At 63.4% G+C, this 19390-nt stretch carries 17 protein-coding genes and 2 pseudogenes; 12 read left to right on the forward strand and 7 right to left on the reverse strand.

The genetic code is table 11. The annotated features are described in order from the left end of the window. Positions 1–110 precede the first annotated feature (110 nt). Positions 111–998, reverse strand: coding sequence for a LysR substrate-binding domain-containing protein (locus tag NKH16_RS33210; RefSeq protein WP_023677271.1), 888 nt, complete (start codon positions 996–998; stop codon positions 111–113). 75 nt (positions 999–1073) lie between these two features. Here NKH16_RS33210 and NKH16_RS33215 point away from each other — a divergent pair, with 75 nt between their 5' ends. After that, positions 1074–2663: a zinc-binding metallopeptidase family protein gene (locus tag NKH16_RS33215; protein WP_352903697.1), complete on the forward strand. Its 1590-nt coding sequence runs from the start codon at positions 1074–1076 to the stop codon at positions 2661–2663. 39 nt (positions 2664–2702) lie between these two features. Then, positions 2703–3635 carry a dimethylarginine dimethylaminohydrolase family protein gene (locus NKH16_RS33220; protein WP_352743682.1) on the forward strand — a complete coding sequence of 311 codons (933 nt, stop codon included), beginning with the start codon at positions 2703–2705 and terminating at the stop codon, positions 3633–3635. A gap of 80 nt (positions 3636–3715) precedes the next feature. Here NKH16_RS33220 and NKH16_RS33225 read toward each other — a convergent pair whose 3' ends face one another. Further along, positions 3716–4723, reverse strand: coding sequence for an ornithine cyclodeaminase family protein (locus NKH16_RS33225; protein WP_352744113.1), 1008 nt, complete (start codon positions 4721–4723; stop codon positions 3716–3718). Positions 4724–4878: 155 nt separating this feature from the next. Between NKH16_RS33225 and NKH16_RS33230 the strand changes: the two genes are divergently transcribed. Further along, positions 4879–5340 (forward strand): Lrp/AsnC family transcriptional regulator, encoded by a 462-nt coding sequence (locus NKH16_RS33230; RefSeq protein ID WP_126105586.1) that lies wholly within the window; start codon positions 4879–4881, stop codon positions 5338–5340. A 69-nt stretch (positions 5341–5409) separates the two neighbouring features. On the opposite strand, the gene NKH16_RS33235 is transcribed toward NKH16_RS33230, so the two are convergent. Both NKH16_RS33235 and NKH16_RS33240 read right to left on the reverse strand, forming a co-directional pair. Next, complete coding sequence (locus NKH16_RS33235; RefSeq protein WP_352744115.1) at positions 5410–5793, reverse strand: YybH family protein; 384 nt, start codon at positions 5791–5793, stop codon at positions 5410–5412. Between the two features lie 152 nt (positions 5794–5945). Then, positions 5946–6694, reverse strand: a pseudogene (locus NKH16_RS33240) (SDR family NAD(P)-dependent oxidoreductase). Positions 6695–6791: 97 nt separating this feature from the next. Here NKH16_RS33240 and NKH16_RS33245 point away from each other — a divergent pair. Continuing rightward, complete coding sequence (locus tag NKH16_RS33245; protein WP_352744118.1) at positions 6792–7685, forward strand: LysR family transcriptional regulator; 894 nt, start codon at positions 6792–6794, stop codon at positions 7683–7685. 85 nt (positions 7686–7770) lie between these two features. Here the strand turns inward: NKH16_RS33245 and NKH16_RS33250 are convergent, their stop codons facing one another. Further along, positions 7771–8199 carry a VOC family protein gene (locus tag NKH16_RS33250; protein ID WP_352744120.1) on the reverse strand — a complete coding sequence of 143 codons (429 nt, stop codon included), beginning with the start codon at positions 8197–8199 and terminating at the stop codon, positions 7771–7773. 216 nt (positions 8200–8415) lie between these two features. Between NKH16_RS33250 and NKH16_RS33255 the strand changes: the two genes are divergently transcribed. Beyond that, positions 8416–9618, forward strand: a complete 1203-nt coding sequence (locus NKH16_RS33255; protein ID WP_352744121.1) for an MFS transporter — start codon at positions 8416–8418, stop codon at positions 9616–9618. A gap of 97 nt (positions 9619–9715) precedes the next feature. On the opposite strand, the gene NKH16_RS33260 is transcribed toward NKH16_RS33255, so the two are convergent. Next, positions 9716–10618 (reverse strand): sigma-70 family RNA polymerase sigma factor, encoded by a 903-nt coding sequence (locus NKH16_RS33260; RefSeq protein WP_352744123.1) that lies wholly within the window; start codon positions 10616–10618, stop codon positions 9716–9718. A 201-nt stretch (positions 10619–10819) separates the two neighbouring features. Between NKH16_RS33260 and NKH16_RS33265 the strand changes: the two genes are divergently transcribed. Next, a complete protein-coding gene (locus tag NKH16_RS33265; protein ID WP_352744124.1) occupies positions 10820–12226 on the forward strand; it encodes a DHA2 family efflux MFS transporter permease subunit in 1407 nt (468 codons plus the stop codon). Positions 12227–12266: 40 nt separating this feature from the next. On the opposite strand, the gene NKH16_RS33270 is transcribed toward NKH16_RS33265, so the two are convergent. Then, positions 12267–12455, reverse strand: a complete 189-nt coding sequence (locus NKH16_RS33270; protein ID WP_352578483.1) for a hypothetical protein — start codon at positions 12453–12455, stop codon at positions 12267–12269. 202 nt (positions 12456–12657) lie between these two features. Here NKH16_RS33270 and NKH16_RS33275 point away from each other — a divergent pair, with 202 nt between their 5' ends. From NKH16_RS33275 to NKH16_RS33300, 6 genes and pseudogenes are all read left to right on the forward strand, one after another. Then, positions 12658–13854, forward strand: a complete 1197-nt coding sequence (locus NKH16_RS33275; RefSeq protein ID WP_352744126.1) for an acyltransferase family protein — start codon at positions 12658–12660, stop codon at positions 13852–13854. A gap of 2 nt (positions 13855–13856) precedes the next feature. Then, complete coding sequence (locus NKH16_RS33280; RefSeq protein WP_352744127.1) at positions 13857–14963, forward strand: glycosyltransferase family 2 protein; 1107 nt, start codon at positions 13857–13859, stop codon at positions 14961–14963. Positions 14964–14969: 6 nt separating this feature from the next. Then, the gene (locus tag NKH16_RS33285) at positions 14970–15998 is read left to right on the forward strand and encodes a glycosyltransferase family 2 protein (protein ID WP_502894854.1); all 1029 of its coding nucleotides are present in this window, start codon (positions 14970–14972) and stop codon (positions 15996–15998) included. A gap of 9 nt (positions 15999–16007) precedes the next feature. Next, positions 16008–17795 (forward strand): ABC transporter ATP-binding protein, encoded by a 1788-nt coding sequence (locus tag NKH16_RS33290; RefSeq protein WP_352903695.1) that lies wholly within the window; start codon positions 16008–16010, stop codon positions 17793–17795. A 1080-nt stretch (positions 17796–18875) separates the two neighbouring features. Then, the gene (locus tag NKH16_RS33295) at positions 18876–19094 is read left to right on the forward strand and encodes a hypothetical protein (protein ID WP_292659780.1); all 219 of its coding nucleotides are present in this window, start codon (positions 18876–18878) and stop codon (positions 19092–19094) included. Positions 19095–19206: 112 nt separating this feature from the next. After that, positions 19207–19390: pseudogene (locus NKH16_RS33300) on the forward strand (SOS response-associated peptidase); the annotation flags it as partial.

Genomic DNA, 19390 nt, shown 5'->3' on the forward strand with positions numbered 1-19390 from the left:
AGGAAATGGCAGTCGCTCCTTCGCTCAACTGCCTCTCCAAAGAATCCTTTCTCAGCCTAAACTCAACCCCAAAATCGCCATATGCAATTCCCCTGCCCTCGAGGGGGAGATTAACGCTGGTTCTCCGACAGCTTCGACCTCAGCCACCGCCCAAACGCCTCCAGCACCGGATGCGCCGCCTTGGCGTGCTCGGAAACCAGAAAATACGAGCGCGGTGAATTGATCGCTATGTCGAAGGGGCGGACCAGCCGGCCTTCGCTCAGTGCCCGGCCGCTGGTCAGCTCGTCGCCCATGGCGATGCCCTGGCCGGCGATCGCCGCCGAAAAGACCAGGTTCATGTCGGAAAAGAAGATGCCGCCTTCCGGGTCGGGGTTCTCGACCTTGGACAGCGCCAGCCAGCGCGCCCAGTCCTCGGTGTCGCCGAGATGCAGGAGATTGGCGCGCAGCACGTCTGCCGGCTTGGAGAAGCCGCCGATCTTGTTGAGCAGCGTCGGGCTGCACAGCGGCGTAAAGGAGATCCCGCACAACAGCTCGACCGCGCGGTTCGGCCAATTGCCGACGCCGAAGGCGATGAAGGCATCGGCCTCGGCATTGCTGACATCATCGAGACGCCGCGGCGTCAGGATGCGCAGCGCGACATCGGGGTACATCTGCCGGAACTCGCCGATATGGGTGCACAGGAACAGCGAGGCGAAACCCGGCGTACAACTGACGCTGAACGAGCCGCCGATGCCGGTGCCGGCATGGCGTGTCACCGCGTCGCCCAGCACCGTCAGCGCCTTGCGCACGTCGCTGGCATAGCGCTGGCCGCGCGGCGTCAGCGCCACGCCCTTGCCGATGCGCTCGAGCAGGTCGAAGCCGAGATCGCGTTCGAGCAGGCGAAGCTGATGGCTGACTGCGCTGCGGGTCAGATGCAGTTCGTCGGCGGCGCGCCAGACGCTGCCGTGGCGGGCAAAACTGTCGAGGGCGCGCAGCGCCTGCGTCGAGGGAATTCTCAAGAGGTGAACCGAATTTGCATGAGCCGGGAAAACATATCACTTTTTGGCGGGGCGCTTCACTGCTTTCTTTCCGCCATGGAGAAACCGGTGACCTCCGCGCAAGCGACCGCACTTGCCTTTCTGGACGACATCCAGCCGTCGCTATCGGCGTGGACGCGGGCGATCTTCGATTTCGGCGAGACCGCCTGGCGCGAATACCAGTCGGCCGCCTGGTATGTCGAGCATCTGAAGCACGAAGGCTTTTCCGTCGAGGAAGGTTCTGGCGGCATGCCGACCGCCTTCTGCGCCCACTGGACCAATGGCGCGGGGCCGACCATCGGCCTGTATGCCGAGTATGATGCAGTGCCCGGCAATTGCCAGGATGCGGCGACGGTGAAGCGACCGCGCCCGGGGCTGGGCGAACAGGCCGGCGGCCACACCGATCCGCATTCCGGCCTCGGCATTGCCAACCTCGGCGGGCTGCTGGCGACCAAGGCGGCGATGCAGCGCCACGGCATATCAGGCACGCTGCGCTTCACCGGCGAGCCGGCGGAGAAGGTGAGGGGATCGAAGCCGATCCATGCCGCGAAGGGCTATTACGATGGGCTGGCGGGCATGATCTCCTTCCATCCATTTTACATGCTGCCGCTGTGCAACACGGCGCGCTGGGACACACATTGCGGTGCGGCCTATGCGATGATCTACCGCTTTGTGTGCGACGAACCCGAAAATTGGGTTCGCGCAAGCGATGCAGCACCCATCCCGCAGGCGCATTCGGCGGTCAGGGCGCCCGGCGCCAACGACGCGATGATGATGATGTATATGGCGTCCAAGGCGCTGCGCGATTCCATGCTGCCGCATCAGGGCGGCTGGTCGATCAGCGAGGCGATCCTGACGGCGGGCCAGGCGACCGCCGACAATCTGCCGGCCGGGCTGGCCGAGATCCAGTACATGATCCGTGTGCCGACGCTGGCGATGGCCGAGCAGGTCACCGCCGTGCTCGACCGCAATGCGGAAGCCGCAGCCAGGATGAGCGGCTGCCGCCATGAGCGGCACTGGGTGTCGAAGTCGCGGCCGGGGCTGGCCAATCACGTCATGGCCGGCATTGCCTTCGACGCGCTGGCGGCGGTCGGGCCCCCGTGCTGGGACGAGACGGCCAAGGCGATCGCCCGCGAAGTCCAGGTCAATGCCGGGGGCGAGGCGACCGAGGAACCATTCATCGACGAACTGGAGCGGCTGATTGCACCGCAGGATGCCGAGGCGATCCTGCGCCGTGACTTGCCGCCATCGCAGCTCAATTCCACCTCCGACGATTACACCGACATGTCGTGGCATACACCGACGGCACGATTCTACGTCGCCCGGCCGGCGCTGCGATCCGAGAACGGCCACGCGTTTTCGTCCTGGGCGATGAATGCGCTGGGCGGCATTTCTGCCACCATCGACCCGATGGTCATCTGCGCCGCAAAGACGGCCGCGCTGGCAGCACTTCGCCTGTTGGAAGACGAGGCTGCGCGCGACGCTGCGATGGATGAATTCGTCACCCGCACCGGCGGCGGCATCGGTGGCTCGAACTGGATCGCGCCGCTCTGCGACTACGATCCGCCAATCGGATTTCGCTGGCCGGAATACATCACCACCCCGCGCGGACGGGATTGGTGGATACCAAGCAACCAAGCCGCATGATCAACATCAACCAAGCCGCCCTTCACGAGGAGAAACCCCATGACCGTCCATGACCGCATCGTCACCGAGCCGTTTTCGCTGCAGCGCCGCAACCCGGCCGGCGGAACCAAGCCGCTGACCGCCTGGGGCTTCGCCAACGAGACCGACGTGCTGACCGACGTGCTGCTCGGCTCGCCGAATTTCCTGCGTCATCTCTCGACCAGTTCGCTGTCGCGCAAACATCTGCGGGAGGCGCCGTGCAACGTCCAGATCGCGCAGGCGCAGCACAAGGACCTGGTCGCCGCCTATGAGCATTTCGGCGTCAACACCCACTGGCACGAGCCAACGCCGGAGCTGCCGATGCAGGTCTATTCGCGCGATTCCAGCGTCATGACGCCGTACGGCGCCATCATCACCGCCATGTCGCAATGGTGGCGGCGCGGCGAGAACTACGCGGCGATCCGCACCTATGAGAGGCTCGGCATTCCGATCTACGACATGGTCACCGCCGGCACCTTCGAAGGCGGCGACTTCAACGTCATCGAGGACGGCATGGTGCTGATCGGCTGCGGCGGCGCCCGCACGCAGGAGGAGGGCGCGCGCCAGGTGCAGGCCTGGTTCGACAAGGAGGGCTGGGAGACCCGGATCGCCTTCATCGACGAATATTATGTCCATATCGACCTGATGGTGGTGCCGATCGCTGAAAAACTGACCGCTGTCTGCCTCGCCTGCACGGAGCCGGGCATCGTCGACTGGCTGAAGGGCAAGGGCCACGAGATCATCGACGTGCCGTTCCCGGACACGATGGCGCTCGGCTGCAACTTCATGTCGCTGGGCAAGGACCGGGTCATCGCGCCGACCTCGAGCCAGACGCTGATCGGTCAGCTCAAGGCGCGCGGCTTCGAGGTGGCGGCCATCGACATGAGCGAGATCTCGAAGACCGGCGGCGGCATTCACTGCATGGCGCAGGCGCTGAAGCGCGAGCCGGCCTGAGGGGCCGGCCTTTAGCCCGGCCGCTTGTGCGAAAGCGCCATTGTCAGCACCGTCGATCCCGCCTGGCGCGCGGCGCGCGCCTACAGCACGATGAGCTTTCCCTTGCGCAGACGCCGGGCGCAACGATAGACGAGGTCGGCAGCGACCATGTCTTCCATCGCAATGCCCATCGCCTTGTAGGTGGTGATCTCTTGATCCGAAACGCGGCCCGGCGCGCGGTCGAGCAGCATGGCGCCAAGCTCGATGCCGAAATCCGGGTCGAAGCCGGCAAGCTCGCAAGATCCGACCGGGGTCGGTTTGAATGCATCCCTGGTTTCGACAAAAAGACTGGATCTGCCGATGAGCTCGAACGGCATTTCACCGCCGGGCGGCGCCACCCCGACCGACGAGACATGCGTGCCTGGCTGGACCCAGCCTGCGTCGATCACCGGCTGGTAGGAGTGGGTCGCCAGGCACACCACGTCGGAACTGCGCACTGCTGCCTCGAGGTCGGCGACCGCCACCACCGACGGATGCAGCCGGGCAAGCGCTGCCGCATCGTCGAAACTCTTTGAAGCGACACGGATTTCGGCAAAGTCGCGCACCAGCGGCAACAGATGCAGGTGCTGGTTGGCCTGCACGCCGGCGCCCACCACGGTCGCTATCCTGGCATCCCGGCGCGCAAGCGCGCGCACCGACAGCACGGCGGAGCCGGAGGTCCGCACCGCGGTTATGAAGGTGCCGTCCATGATACAAACCGGCAGGCCGGACAGCGGATCGAACAGGCTGATGGTGGCGAGGTGGCTGGGCAGGTTCTTGGCCAGGTTGCCTTCGAAGACGTTGACGATCTTGACGGTCAGGTTCATGCCCTCCATCCAGGCCGGCATGGCGAGGCTGTAGCCGGCCCCGGGGATGTCGAGTTGTGGTCGGGGTGGATTGACGACCTTGCCTTGTGACAGCGCCTTGAAGCCGTCTTCCAGAACATCGAGAAGCTGACTGAGGTCGATGCATTCCATCACGTCGGCTTCGCTCAGCACCAGGATCTCGGTCGCTCCCTTGCTGATTTCCGCCGCACTCCTGCCGGCTGGGCTGAACGCTTCCTTGGTCATCCTGCACTCCTGTGTTCGAAATCGGCTCACCACGTTTGCTCTCAGCGGTGAGGGAAGCGCAGGCTATTGCGAGGTTTTATGTTATGAAATACGTCGATTTCGGCATCTCTGCGTGAAATCAACACGCAAATCCCTCAGATAGCGTGGATTGTGAAATGAGCGACCTCGACCAGATAGACCGCAGCCTGCTCCGGTTGCTCCAGGAAGACGGACGCCGGACGACGCTTGATCTTGCCGGGCGTGTCGGGCTGTCGCCAACTGGAACCAGCCAGCGGGTGAAGCGCCTGTTCCGCGACGGGTTCATCACCGCGGTCAGGGCCGTGCTTGATCCGCGCAAGGTCGGCCGGGGAACGCTGGTGTTCATCGAGGTCCGGCTTGACCACACGGCGCCTCATGTCTTTGACCGCTTCGCCGAAGCCGTGGCGAAAGCTCCGGAGGTTCTGGAGTGCCATATGGTGGTTGGCGGTTTCGATTATCTGGTCAAGGCGCGGATCGCCGATATGGCGGTGTTCCAGGATTTCCTGCAGCGGGTCATCCTGCCGCTGCCCGGCGTGCGCGAAACGCACACTTTCGCCTCCATCGCCGATGTCAAGCCGAACGCCCTCTTGCCGGTGTGATCAGTGGAGGAGGATCAGAGCGACCTGCATCGCATCTTCGCCCAGGTGCAGAGATGCCGGAGACCGGCTCTAGCCTTGCACGGTCAGCAGGTTTGCGTCGCGCGCGAGCCGCCACTCACCATCCGCCTCCTTGCGCAGGAGCGTCAGCGCATATCCCGATCGATGGACTGGCTTCCCGTCCGGCGGCGTCGCGGTCATATCGATGCGGCTGCGGATGAAGGCCCAATTGCCGAGAAGCTGTAGTTCCACGATATCGCTCGTGCCGTCGATATGAACGCCGGCCGTCTCCAGCGCGGCTGCCGCGAAGATCTCCTTGTCGAAGGGTTCCCGGCCGGGAACCATGAAGATCGCATCGTCCGTCATCAAGCTGAGGACGGTTGCGATGTCTCCACGCTTGCTCGCATCCATCCACGTCCCGACCAGCTTTCGGATTGCTTTTTCGTCGCCCGTCATCCGTTACCTCCCTGGCTTCTCGCCGTCATCGATGGCGCACGGCGCTCCTCCCTCGCTGCTACATAGGGCTTGGATCGCACCCGTCATCGATTGCAGTGCGTCGCGCCGCGGGTGGCACGGTCCGCGAGCCGGCAGGTTCGCGCCCTCCATGCCTATCGCCAGCCACCGGAGGCGGTGATGCGCTCGCCGGTCAGCCATGACGCTTCGTCGGACGCGAGGAACACCGCGACGCGGGCGACGTCGTCGGGCAGGCCGAAGCGACCGAGCGGCGTCATGGCTATAATCTGCTTCTCGAATTCGCTGCCGACGATGCCGATGCGCGCGAGGCCCTCGGTATCGATGCCGCCGGGCGCGATGGCGTTGACGCGGATGTTGCGTGCGCCGAGCTCCCGCGACATCGACAGCGTGATCGTGTCCACCGCACCTTTGGTCGCGGCGTAGACGAGCGAGTTCGGCTGCGGATTGCGGCTGGCGACCGAGCTTATGTTGATGATGCTGCCGCCGCCCGCGCCAAAATGGTTCACTGCTGCTTGCGTGGTCAGAATGATGCCCAACACATTGGTGTCGAACTCGCGGTGAAACTCGGCCTCGGTAACCGCTTCCAGCGGCTCGAATGCGAAGACTCCGGCATTGTTGACCAATATGTCGAGCCCGCCAAACTCCAATTTCGCCGCCTCGAACAGGCGGCGCACATCAGCCGCTAGCGACACGTCGCCCTGGACGGCGACGGCGCGGCCGCCACGGTCCTCGATCTCGGCGACGACGCGGTCGGCGCCTTCCCGTGACGAGGCGTAGTTGACGACCACTGCGGCGCCGGCCGTGGCAAGACTCTTGGCGATGGCGGCGCCGATACCCTGGAGGCGCCGGTGACGATGGCGACCTTGCCGTTCAGCTTGCTCATCAAATCTCTCCTTTGTTGACGATGAGCGGTATTTAATCATGATCGAAACGCGTATTATGGTGCCCGCAATCCGTTCTTTCGTGCCTGGAATTCCGGAATGACCACCATCCTCGAAAAGACCGCCGGTCTCGTCGCCTTCGTCCGCACGGTCGATGCCGGCTCGTTCCATGCCGCCAGCCGGCTGGTCGGCTCCAGCCCGTCGGCAGTGTCGAAAAGCGTGGCGCGGCTCGAGCGTCGGCTCGGCGTCAGGCTGATCCAGCGCTCGACGCGCCGGCTCGGGCTGACCAGCGAAGGCATCGCTTATTACGAGCGCGTGGCGCCGCTGCTCAGGGCGCTGGACGATGCCGAAGACATCGTCCAGATGGCCGATACGGCGCGCGGCCTGCTGCGCGTTACAGCGCCGGTCGAGCTTGGGCGTGGCCTGATCGCGGCATGGGCGCAAGCGTTCCTTGCGCAGCACGGCGCAGTCAAACTGGAGCTCAGCGTCACCGACCGTCACGCCGATCTGATCCGCGAAGGCTATGACGTTGCGGTGCGCATGGGGCCGCTCTCAGACACCGGGCTCGTCGCGCGCAAGATCGCCAATCTGCCGATCATGCTGGTGGCCTCACCGGCCTATGTCGAGCGGCGCGGCCGTCCGGCATCGGTCGAGGATTTACGGGACCATGAATTCGTCCGCCACCAGATGGCTGGCCGGCCTTATCCGGTCACATTTGCCGACGGTACGATGATCGTGCCGGATGGGCGGCTCGATACCGATGACGGCGGCGCCATCCGCAATGCCGCACTTGCCGGCGCCGGCATCGCGCATCTGATGCGGTTTGCCGTGCAGGACGATCTCGACGCGGGTCGCCTGGTCCGCATCCTGCCCGAGGTGGCGATGCCAACCATGCCGGTGCACATAGTCCATGCCTACGGGCGACAGCTGCCGGTCCGGGCGCGGCTGTTCGTCGATTTCCTTGCAGGCCAAATGGCTGCGCTGACGCGATAGGGCAGACGCATGGTCTATGACGCAAACACCCAGCTTTTGGCAGAGACCAACCGTGCCGGCCGGTGCGAACCACCCTTACCCGAAGCTAGAACGTGATCTTCACTGAATCGGCGCTGCGGTTGGCCGCGCCGTGGTGGACGGCCTCGATGTTGTTGCCGTCGGGGTCGAGCAGGAAGGCGGCGTAATAGCCGGGATGGTAGGATCGTTCGCCGGGCGCGCCATTGTCGGTGCCGCCGCCGTCGAGGCCGGCCCTGTAGAATGCGTCGACCATGGCGCGGTCATTTGCCTGGAAGGCCAGGTGATGGCGGCCGGTCAGCTTTCCCAGGGCCGCCGGGCTGTCGGGGCTGGAGATGAACAGCTCGTCGGCCCAGAAATAACCATCGCCGGCGCCACCGATCGGTATGCCGAGCACGTTGAGAACCGCCTCGTAGAAACGACGGCTGGCCGCAATATCCCTGACCACCAGCTGGAGGTGGTCGATGAGACGCCCGCGATGAAGTTCCTGATTTGCCATGCTTGACAGCTCCTGATCGCCGGTTGGAAGTCTAGCTTCGAATGGTGCGCGGTCAATCCAGAAAGCCGTGGAATGGCGCCATCGCGCCGACTGGATAAAAAATGCAACCGGATTGTCGGATTCAAGACATCTCCAACGTCCTTCGGACGCAAGCGGCTCGGCGGAGCTCGAAAAGGTCGTGCCGTATCAACGCTTCCGGCATGGGAGAAAAGTGAAATGAGCCTTCCCTATCGTTGGGTTATCGTCGCGGCTGGCGCGCTGATGACCTGTGTCGCCCTCGGGGCGATGTTCTCGCTGGCGATCTTTCTCGAACCGATGGCGCTCGACACACAATGGTCGCGCGCCGGCATATCGAGTGCGATGACGCTGAACTTCCTGGTAATGGGCCTCGGCGGCTTCGCCTGGGGCGCCATTTACGACCGCTTTGGCGCCCGCATCGTCGTCATGACCGGCGCCGTGCTGCTCGGCCTGGCGCTGGTCCTGGCCAGCCGCGCCGGTTCGCTGCTCGTTTTCCAGTTGGCCTACGGCGTGCTCGTCGGCCTCGCGGCAAGCGCCTTCTTCGCGCCGATGATCGCGCTGACCTCCGCCTGGTTCGACACGAACCGCAGCCTCGCCGTCTCGCTGGTCTCGGCCGGCATGGGCGTGGCGCCGATGACCATCTCGCCGTTCGCCCGCTGGCTGATTTCGGCCTACGACTGGCGCACCGCGATGTTCGACATCGGCATAACCGCGTGGGTGCTGCTACTGCCGGCCGCGCTTCTGGTGCGCCAGCCGCCCAAGCCCGCTGCCGACGGCGCTGCCCCAAGCGTTGCGGCCGAGGGTGCCGGCATGACGGTTGCGCAGGCGCTGCGCTCGCCGCAATTCATCGTGTTGGGACTGACCTTCTTTGCCTGCTGCGCGGCGCATTCCGGGCCGATCTTCCACATGGTGAGCTATGCGATGCTGTGCGGCATAGCGCCGATGGCGGCGGTCAGCATCTACAGCATCGAGGGCCTGGCAGGGCTGGGTGGCCGGCTGCTTTACGGCGTGCTTGCCGATCGGTTGGGCGTTAAACCGGTGCTGATCACCGGGCTGGCCATACAGGCCGTGGTTATCGCCGCCTATCTGGCGGTCAGCGAGCTTGGTCAATTCTACACGCTCGCCGTCATCTTCGGCGCCACCTATGGCGGCGTCATGCCGCTCTATGCGGTGCTGGCGCGCGAATATTTCGGCCAGCGCATCCTCGGCACGGTGTTCGGTGCAGTAACCATGCTGTCCAGCCTCGGCATGGCTTTCGGCCCGCTCGCCGGCGGCATGGTGTTCGATGCCTATGCCAGCTATTCCTGGCTGTTCATCGGCTCGGCCCTTGTCGGGCTTGGCGCGATGGCGATTGCTATCGCCTTCCCGCCGCTGCCGCGCAGGGAGTTGCAACCGGCTTAAAGCAGGATCGGCGGGAAAGGGCGGCCGCTTGGATGGCAAGCGGCCGCGATCCAAAAATAGCTGGCAGTGTTTGTTCGGCATTATGAAACGCGAATTGCTATGCCCGCAGAGGCACCACCTCGGCGCCGTCAAGCGTATAGCGCGCATAGCGGAAATCGCGAATTCTCGCCAATCTGTCGCCGGCCCATTCCAGCAGGATAAAGTATTTTAGCCCTCCGGCCGAGTCGTCCGGATCGATCACAAGAATGGCTGGCTGCCGATCCACCAGGCCTGGAAGCAGCCGCCAATCGTGGATACCCGCGTAATTGTGGAAGTACCGGCCCACTTTCGTGCGGCCACTCGCCCGGAGCCGGTTGACGAGATCAAGCCGGACGTCCTCGGCCAGCATGTCGCGGATCGCATCGAAGTCGCGGGCGTTGAACCGCTCTACATAGGCTGCCAGACGCGCCCGTTCGGGCTCGGCCAACACCGGCACAGGCCGATCGTGAGGCTCGCCGGCGACTTGGCGCAGGCGCAGACGGCCGCGATGCAGTGCGGCTTTCACCGCCGGAACGCTGCTGTCGATAATGTTGCCGATCTCTTCGATCGTATAGCCGAGCACATCCATGAGGATGACGCTGCTACGCTGCGCCGCGGGCAGGCGCATGAAGGTCTGCAGGCTTGCGGCTGCAGTGTGTCGACCCTCGGCCGACATACCGGGGTCAGGGATCATATCGATATCCTCAACGACATGCGCGGCATCCAACCTGGCACGACGGCGCAGGTGGTCGAGCGCGGCATTGTGAGCGATGCGGAACAGCCAGCCCTCGACATTGGCAATCGGCCCGGTCCCGGGGAACGCCTCAAGCGCCTTGACCGTAGCTTCCTGGACGACATCCTCGGCATCGATCACCGAACCGGTCATGCGGGCACAATAGCGGTGCAGTTTCGGCCGCAATTCGCCGAGCAGCCGATCAAATGGCTCCCGTCCTTCTGGGGTGCCGGTTGCGGATCCGGTCATCGCACAAGGATCAATTTCATGCGTATCTCCCAGGCAGGCGCCCGTCATCAGGCGCAGCGTCTTATAGACGCTCGACGATGGCAAAAGGATTCGGTCGAAAAAACTTTCTCTTGCTGGAATCCTTTGATGGTTCCTACGCGTCTCTGGATCACGGGCCCGTAACCTGGCGGGCCCTTTGTTCAAGCCGGAGGCGCCATAGTCATGAGCAAGCAAAGTGCGGGATCAACGAAGGTCTGGGTTCTCGCCCTCACGTCGATAGGCTCCTTGATGGTCGTTCTCGATGCGATGGTCGTGGCGACGGCATTGAGCACGATGCGGGTCGAGCTCGATGCCTCGCTGGAGACGCTGCAATGGACGATGAACGCCTATAATTTGAGTTTTGCCGTCCTGCTCATGACCGGGGCTGCGCTCGGTGACCGGTTCGGCCGCCGCCGTACGCTCGTTGCCGGATTGGCGTTGTTCGTCGCAGCGTCGGTTGCCTGCGCGCTCGCTGGCAATGCCGGATTGCTGATTGCGGCGCGTGCGGTCCAGGGCGCAGGTGCCGCAATGGTCATGCCGCTGGCGATGGCGCTGCTGAGCGTCGCTTTTCCCCCGGAGGAGCGAGGCAAGGCGCTGGGTATCTTCAGCAGCATCACCGGCCTGGCCCTGATCATCGGCCCGATGGCGGGCGGTGCGATTTCCGAAGGCCTCTCCTGGCACTGGATATTCTGGCTCAATGTTCCGATCGGCATCGTTCTCATCCCGCTGGTGATGCGTCGGATTCCGGAGAGTTACGGGCCGGGCACGGCAATCGATGTCCTCGGCGTCGTCCTGGTAACTGCGGCGGCATTTGGAGTGGTCTGGGGTCTGATGCGCGGCAACATTGTGGGCTGGAGCAGCTCTGAAGTGCTGTCGGCGCTGACGGCCGGGCTGCTTCTGGCCATCGCATTCGTCCTTTGGCAGCTGCGTACCCGTGAGCCCATGCTGCCTTTGCGGTTCTTTCGGGCGCGCGCATTCTCCTCGGGCGTAGGGGCGAACTTCCTGCTTTGCGTCGCCATGTATGGCCTCGTGTTCCTGTTGCCGCAGTTTCTGCAGTTTGCCCAGAGCCGTGGGCCGCTCGGCGCCGGCATGGGATTGCTGCCTTGGACCGCCACGCTTTTCGTGGTCGCACCGATCGCCGGCAGCCTGATCAACCGCGTTGGCGAGCGCTGGCTTGTCGTGGCCGGATTGATCTTGCAAGCGGCTGGAATGGCCTGGCTGGCGCAGATCGCAGCACCTGATCTGCCCTATATCCAGCTAGTCGCCCCGCTGATCATTACCGGTGCCGGCGTGTCGATGGCCATGCCTGCCGCGCAGAACGCGGTTCTCAATGCGGTCGCCCGGCCGGAGGTCGGCAAGGCTGCCGGCACGTTCAACACATTCCGCTTCCTTGGTGGCGTATCCGGGATCGCGATCGCCGGTGCGGTGTTCGCCGGCACTGGAAGCTTCTCGTCCACCGACGCGTTCAGCGATGGCTTCACCTCGGCAATCGACGTCTCCGCTCTGCTCTCGCTCGCCGGCGCGCTCGTCGGATTGGGGCTCCCGGAGCGTCGCGCAGTGGTGCTCGCGAATGCCAGCAAGGAGGCGTAACTCGGAGGGGGAAGCTTGCGCTTGCTCCACTGTTGTCGCGTTAACAGCAGCCGCGCCAGCGCAGCAAAAAGGTCGCCGAGCGTCGGTTGCCGGCCGGTCCTGTGGGGGCATCTGTGTCCAGACCCAGATCTTGCGCGCCCGTGATGGCGGCGAACATGCTGCATCGCAGCACCCTGCCGCCGATATCGGCGGGCCAAGGGAGTGCGAGAAAATCGTCAAAAATGGACAATTCGGGCTGGTTCCTGCTGTTTTTTGGCTTTTATTAGCCGTGCCTCACGTTCCTGTTTCAAATGTGTCAACTTTTTGTGTTGCGTTGCACAATGGTGGTCCTATTCTGCGCAAGGGGGGCGCTTCCGATTGGAATGCGCCGTGAACGAAGCCGCTATATTGACCGATTGGCAGTTTCGCCGTCCCGCCGGCGTACGTCACTAATGGGAAATGCGCGCGACACCCAATTGGACGCGCTGAGGGCCATCGCCGTGACGATGGTGCTGTATTCCCATTTCTTCGCGGCTGGAGGGTCCTCGTTCTGGGGCCATATCGGCGTGCGTCTGTTCTTCGTGCTGAGCGGCTTTCTGATCACCCGCCTGCTGCTCGAAGCCCGCTCGACCGCCGAATTCGAAACCGGACCGGCGCTGAAATCCTTCTATATCAGGCGGGCGCTGCGGATATTCCCGCCTTATTTCGCCGTGCTGGGTTTCGTCTGGCTGGTGGACCTGGAGCAGTCCAGAGGATCGCTGGCCTGGCATGCGTTCTATCTGTCGAATTTCTGGTACGCGGCGCAGAATGAATGGACGCCCTGGCTGCTCTGCCATTTCTGGAGCCTGAGCATCGAGGAGCAGTTCTATATCGCCTGGCCGCTGATCGTCCTGCTGGCGCCGCGCCAGCGCCTCGAAGCGATCTGCATCGGCGTTATCGTGCTGTCGCTGGCCTATCGGTTTTATTGGCCGATCGCTGGAACGCCTGGTTTGGCGCGCGACCTGCTGCCGCCGGCGTCGATGGATGCACTGGCGTCAGGCGCGCTGCTCGCCGCCTACCGGTCAAGAACAGCCGGCTTGCCGCAATGGCTTCGAAATGGCTGGCCGGGGCTCGCGGTGGCGTTTTTCGTTCTACAGTGGTTTGCGCCGGCGCCGGCAAATCCGGTGCAGGAATGGGGCCTCTGGCTGCTGTTGCAGATACTGCCTCTCGTACCGCTGGTGGTCATCGTTGCAAGCTGTTCGACAGGGGTTGGCGGCTATATCGGAAAACTTCTCGAACTGCCGCCGCTGCTTGGCCTTGGCTGCATCAGCTACGGCGTCTATCTCTACCATCCGATAGTGCTGGCGTTGGTCGTTAAGTCCCAGCCCTGGATCTCGCTCAACGTCTCGGAGCAAGGGCCGGGGCGGTTCCTGGTCGCGGGAACTGCGACGCTCATGCTGGCTTCGGTTTCGTGGCTGCTTTTCGAAAAGCCGCTCAACAGCCTCAAGCGCCACTTCCCCTATGTTGCTGGAAAAGGCCCAGGCGCCATCTCGGCAGGCATGGACGTGGGCAATGCCGGATGGCTCGCGGCCGGAGCATATCCGGGCAGGCCGCTTGATGGTGGCACGTCACCCTTGCCGCGCAAGCTGCACCGAACCGATCGGAGCTGATCATGGCTGCTGCTCCCTTGGTTTCCGTTCTGCTGCCGATCTACAATGCGGGACCTTATCTCGCCGCTGCGCTGGGCAGCGTCCTGCGCCAGGATTACGAGCGTCTGGAGGTCATCGCCATCGATGACGGCTCGACCGACAACTCGCTGCAGATCCTGCAGAAATACCGCCAGACCGACAATCGCATCTCGATCATCTCACGCGAAAACCGTGGCCTGATCGCAACTTTGAACGAAGGCCTGGCCGTGGCGCGCGGCGATCTGGTCGCCAGGATGGACGCCGACGACATCGCCTATCCCCAGCGCCTGTCGCGGCAGGTCGCGCTGTTCAACCAGCAGCCTGACCTGGCTCTATGCGGCGCGGGTTTCGATACCTTGCTCGGCAACCGCATCGTCAGGGGTTCGCCCGATCCGATATTCCAGGACAATATCCTGCGAATACTGTCGATGTTCTTCACGATCTTCATGCATTCCACGGTCGTCTACAACAGGAAGGTCATCGAAGAGAGCGTTCTATTTTATGACGAAAGCTACAAGCATGCCGAGGATTTCGACCTGTTCAGGCGGCTGACCGACCGCTACCCGGCGGCCATGATCCCCGAAAGCCTGATCGCCTATCGTATCCATGACGACAGCGTGACCAACAGGCACAAGCGCGAAATGCGCAGGACCCATTTGAAGATCGTCGCCGAGAACCTCGAGCGCGAAGGGCTCGCACAAGAGACGCAAGGCCTGCGCGACATCGTTGAGGTCCTGTCGATGGACACGGTTCGCCGTGCCGCCGAATGGATCCTTGCGCTGGAAGAAAGGATTTCGGCACTGCCGGCCGAGACGAGGCCGAGCTACCAGGCCGGCACGCTGAACCTGTTCTATTTCCTCTACCAGCTGATATCGGGGGAAAGGCAGCCGCTGCTGATGCACGAATTCCTGACGCGGACGGCGAAATGGAACCTCATCCGGCGGCGCGAGCAGTACGTGTTTCGGACCGGTGCCTTCGCGCCGCGCTTCAGTCTCGCCTCGATGTCGGTCACCAGGCAGGTGGATGCCCTGTCGCGGTATCTGCAGTCCGTGCCGGCCGCGGCGGTTTTGCCTTCGAACCAGTTGAGCTAGCAACGCATGTTCGTCAAATCGCACCAGCTCCAGCAGCGCGGCCGCTCGACGGTGCCGGCGGCCATGTCGCCGCGGCCGCAGCAAGGACCGGCGCCGGCGGTCAGCTTCATTGTCTGCACACGCGACCGTGTCGCCGTACTCGAGCCCTGCATCAGCTCGATCCAGGCCGCGTGTCGTGCCCATGCCGACTTTGCCGCCGAGCTGGTGGTTGTCGACAACGGCTCGACCGACAGCACGGCCAAACGGCTGGCCAGCATCGCCGAACTGTCGGACATTCCGTTCACGGCCATTCGCGAGCCGCGACCCGGATTGGCGGCCGCGCGCAACGCCGGGCTGGAGCGGGCGCGGGGCCGCGTGCTGGTCTTCGTCGATGATGATTGCGCGGTCCACAAGGATTATTTGCGCGATCTGCAGCGGCACTATGCGGCCGGCGAACGGGTCATCCGCGGTGGCCGCGTCGAGATCGGCGATCCTCGCGACCTGCCGTTCACCATCAAGCGGTCGCCGGTGCGCGCGCGGCTTACCCCAGACGTCCATCCCGGCGGCTTCGTGCTTGGCTGCAACATGACGATGCACCGCGACGTTGCCGCCCGCATCGGCCGTTTCGACGAACGGTTCGGCGCCGGCGGCCCGCTGCGCTCCGCAGAGGATACGGACTATCTAGTGCGGGCGGTGCTACTTGGGATCCCGGTCGAATATGTGCCCGACATGACTATCTATCACCATCACGGCCGGCGCGACCGCAAGGCCATCGAAAGGCTGCACCGCGACTACAGCATGGGCAATGGCGGGCTTTGCCTGAAACATATCCGCCACGCGCCGTGGCTGCTTCGGCATTGCTACTGGTCGATGAGGGCGGCCATGCGCGAACTGGTGAAAGGCCCTCTGTTCGACCGTGAACTCAAGCTGTCGCACTGGCCGATCGTCGGCATGAATTTGCTCGGCGCGGCCAAGTTCGCGGTGCTTTTGCTGGCGAAATCGCCGCAGCCGGCGCAAATGCGACAGGAGCAACAGGCAAATGCCGAGGCGAGGTGATCCGCCACCATGCGATTGATGCCGCCCAGCCTGCCGATGCTGCGCCGCGCGCTTGGAAGAAAGCAGTTGCGCCTGCTTCCTGCCGTGGTGGTGCTCGGGCTGCTCAGCGCCGCGCTTGAAGGCTTCGGCATCGGCCTGATCATCCCATTGCTGAACATAATCATGGGGCAGCAGGGGCAGACCGGCATGGCCGGCTTTTCCGCCGTCTTCCAGCATGTCGGATCGAGTTTGAGCGAGCGCGACCGCCTGATCCTCATATCCGTCGCGATTCTCGGCTCGATCGTACTGAAGAACCTGTTCGCTTTCGCCAACACGCTGCTGACCACCTTCATCTACGGCAAGGCGAGCCATTCGATCCGCAGCGCGCTGTCGGAGCAGCTGCTGCGGGTGGGCTACCCGTTCTTCCTGCAGCAAAGTCCCGGACGGCTGCTCAACATCATCTCCAACGAATCCTGGCGGGCCTCGGATGCCATCCAGATCACTTTGGGGGCAATCGTCAATGCATCGGCCGCAATCATCCTATTGGCCTTCCTGCTGCTTCTGTCGTGGCAAATGACGCTGCTGGTGACGCTGGGTCTGGCGCTGGTCCAGGTCGCGCACGCCGTGCTGTCGGCCAATCTGAAGGCGCCGAGCCGCAGCGTCGCCTCCCGCAACAGCCAGCTCGCATCGCAGATGCTGCATCTGGTGCATGCCGGGCGGCTGATCCGCATCTTCGGCCAGGAGCAACGCGAGAAAGCGGCTTTCGACCAGGCATCGGATGCGGTGCGCCGGGCGGCGTTCGTGCTTTTGACGCGTCAGGGAGCGTTGCCGCCGCTGACCGAGGTTCTGCACGCCATGCTGTTCCTGGCGGTGGTGATCGGCGCCTGGTTCGCCAATGTCAGCTTCCCGTTGATCGTCGCCCTCGTCATCCTGCTCTACCGGCTGCAGCCCTACATGCGATCGTTGCAAATGGCCTGGAGCCAGCTGCAGGGCCTCAGCGGATCGCTGGAAGAGGTGACGTGGATGCTGGACCCATCCGACAAGCCAGCGCCGCCGCAAGGCAGCGCAGCGTTCCCCGGGCTCAGCCAAGGCATCAAGTTCGAGGACGTCACCTTTACCTATTCCGGCTCGGAGCAGCGCGCGGTGGTGCTGCATGCGGCGAGCTTCGATATCCGTAGCGGCCGCTCGACCGCGCTGATCGGCCGGTCGGGCGCCGGTAAGACGACGATCGTCAATCTTTTGTGCCGCTTCGTCGAACCGGATAGCGGCAGGATCCTCGTTGATGGATCGCCTCTGGACCGCATCGACCCCAGCCAATGGCGAAAGCACATCGCGCTTGCCAGCCAGGAGCTGGAGCTGGTCGACGGCACGATTTTCGACAACATCATCTACGGCCAGGACGCGGCCTCGGCCGATGACGCCGAGCGCGCGGCAAAACTGGCCGAAGCGCATGGCTTCATCGAGCAACTGCCGCAGGGTTACTTGACAGTCGTCGGCTACCGCGGCGTCAATCTCTCGGCGGGACAGCGACAGCGGATCGCGCTGGCCAGAGCGCTGGTGCGCGATCCCGATATCCTGATCCTGGACGAAGCCACCAATGCGGTGGACGGCCTGTCGGAAGCGGCAATCGTCGAGACGCTCAAGTCGCGGGCCGGCCGCCGCACTACCATCGTCATCAGCCATCATCGCAGCACCATCTCGTTCTGCGACGACGTCGTGATCCTGAGCCACGGCCGTGTGAAAAAGCAGGCGCCGTTCGCCGCGCTTGCGACGCTCAGCATGGACGAGCTTTACCAGCACGAGGCGCTGGAAGGCTGAGGGCGACCCCGCTGCGCGCGCGCTGGGAGGTCGTCTCGGATGTCAAGCCAGGTCAAGCATCTCAGGGGCGAGGAAGACCTCCGCCATACGTCTCTACGGGATTTCTGGGATGATGAGTGATCCCGAGCTTACCCGCTTTTCATCTGGAGCGTACAGAACCAAGGGTCCGCCTGCCAAATCCAGCAATGGCAGGCGGACCCTAATCAGCGCATGAAGGGACTGATTCTGCGCCGATGTCTCCTCGAGGAGGTGACGCCATCAACTGAAGACTGGCGCAGTTGTTCCCGACGCCGGCCGTACACAAGACCATTGCGCAGGCAGGTCAGACTTAGGTCCCTGTAAACGGGCATCGCTGGCCGGAGTGAACATCGGATCGGCTCGGTGGTAGCGAGACTTCGGCCGGAGGTAGATGCAGCCATCGGGTTCCGGGGCATGACCGGCTCGGCGCTGATCATGGGCGGCGATCGATCCCCGCACGACTGATGCCGAGGGGCGCTTGCAGTCCTGCGGAATACGCATCCACCGGCGCCAGTGAAGTTGTCCAAGCGGTACGTAGCGGTCGTCAAGCTGTTGCTAATATGCAGCACACGCAGCGCTCTATGAACGGCGTCGCTTGGAACCGCTACCTCCGACCAACCGTTAGTGTCACAATGACAAACCAAAAAGTGAGGCTGATGATGGACCCGCTGCAAAACAACACGTTGGAGATCTGGTGGCTTGCGGCCGTTCCGCTGTCACTACTCCTTACGGTGTTATTAGCCGGATTTATCCTTTAGCCGGACCCAACGAGGCCGGCTGCGGACCGGGGCCTGGAAGATGAAAATGCCGGCCATTTAGGCACGCTAGGCGTCGCGGACACCTCGTAGCACTAGGCCGTGGCAGCCTTTCCAACATTGCCATCATAATCGGCTCTTTCGACCGGTCCGGTCGGCGGCGATTGCTCGCAGGCCCGTTGCGAGGGCGAGCATGCGAGCTCGTACGTTTTTTACACAATCTCTGATTGGTGGACTCGCCCGCCGCCATCGACGTTAATTTTGCGTTAGCGACAGGAGGGGGGAGATCGCTAAAGGGAGGAAGAAAATGAAAGAAAACTACGATCTGACGATCGACTACGACGACGAACCTTACGACAACAAGCCTTACGATCTAGCCACATTCGCAAGGAAGCACGGGCTCAACATTCGAGCCGCCGAGCTTCTTCTTTTCGCCAAAGGCCCGTCTCGAGCGGCCTGCGATGCCGCGGCGAGGGCCTTTCTCGCGGCAGTCGCCGCACAAGCTATGAGACAATCGGCGCGGTAGGTCTCACAAAACCATTGCTGACACGGCCTGCCGTGTCAGCAACCCAACGGACAGCGCTGGAAATTTTGGACCGTTTCCAACAAGATGCCTGAGCATCCGGGAACGGCCTGAAATGTGCAATCTTTACAATATCACGACCAGCCAGGAGGCCATCCGCCAATGGACAAGCGCCTTGCGCGATATCCTCGGCAATCTCGAACCGTCCATCGACATCTATCCCAACCAGCCAGGCCCGGTGGTGCGCAATGCGCTGGACGGCGAACGCGAACTGGCCAATCTGCTGTGGGGCATGCCGA

The organism is Mesorhizobium sp. M1307, assembly GCF_040318155.1.
In the GTDB taxonomy this organism is placed as follows: domain Bacteria; phylum Pseudomonadota; class Alphaproteobacteria; order Rhizobiales; family Rhizobiaceae; genus Mesorhizobium.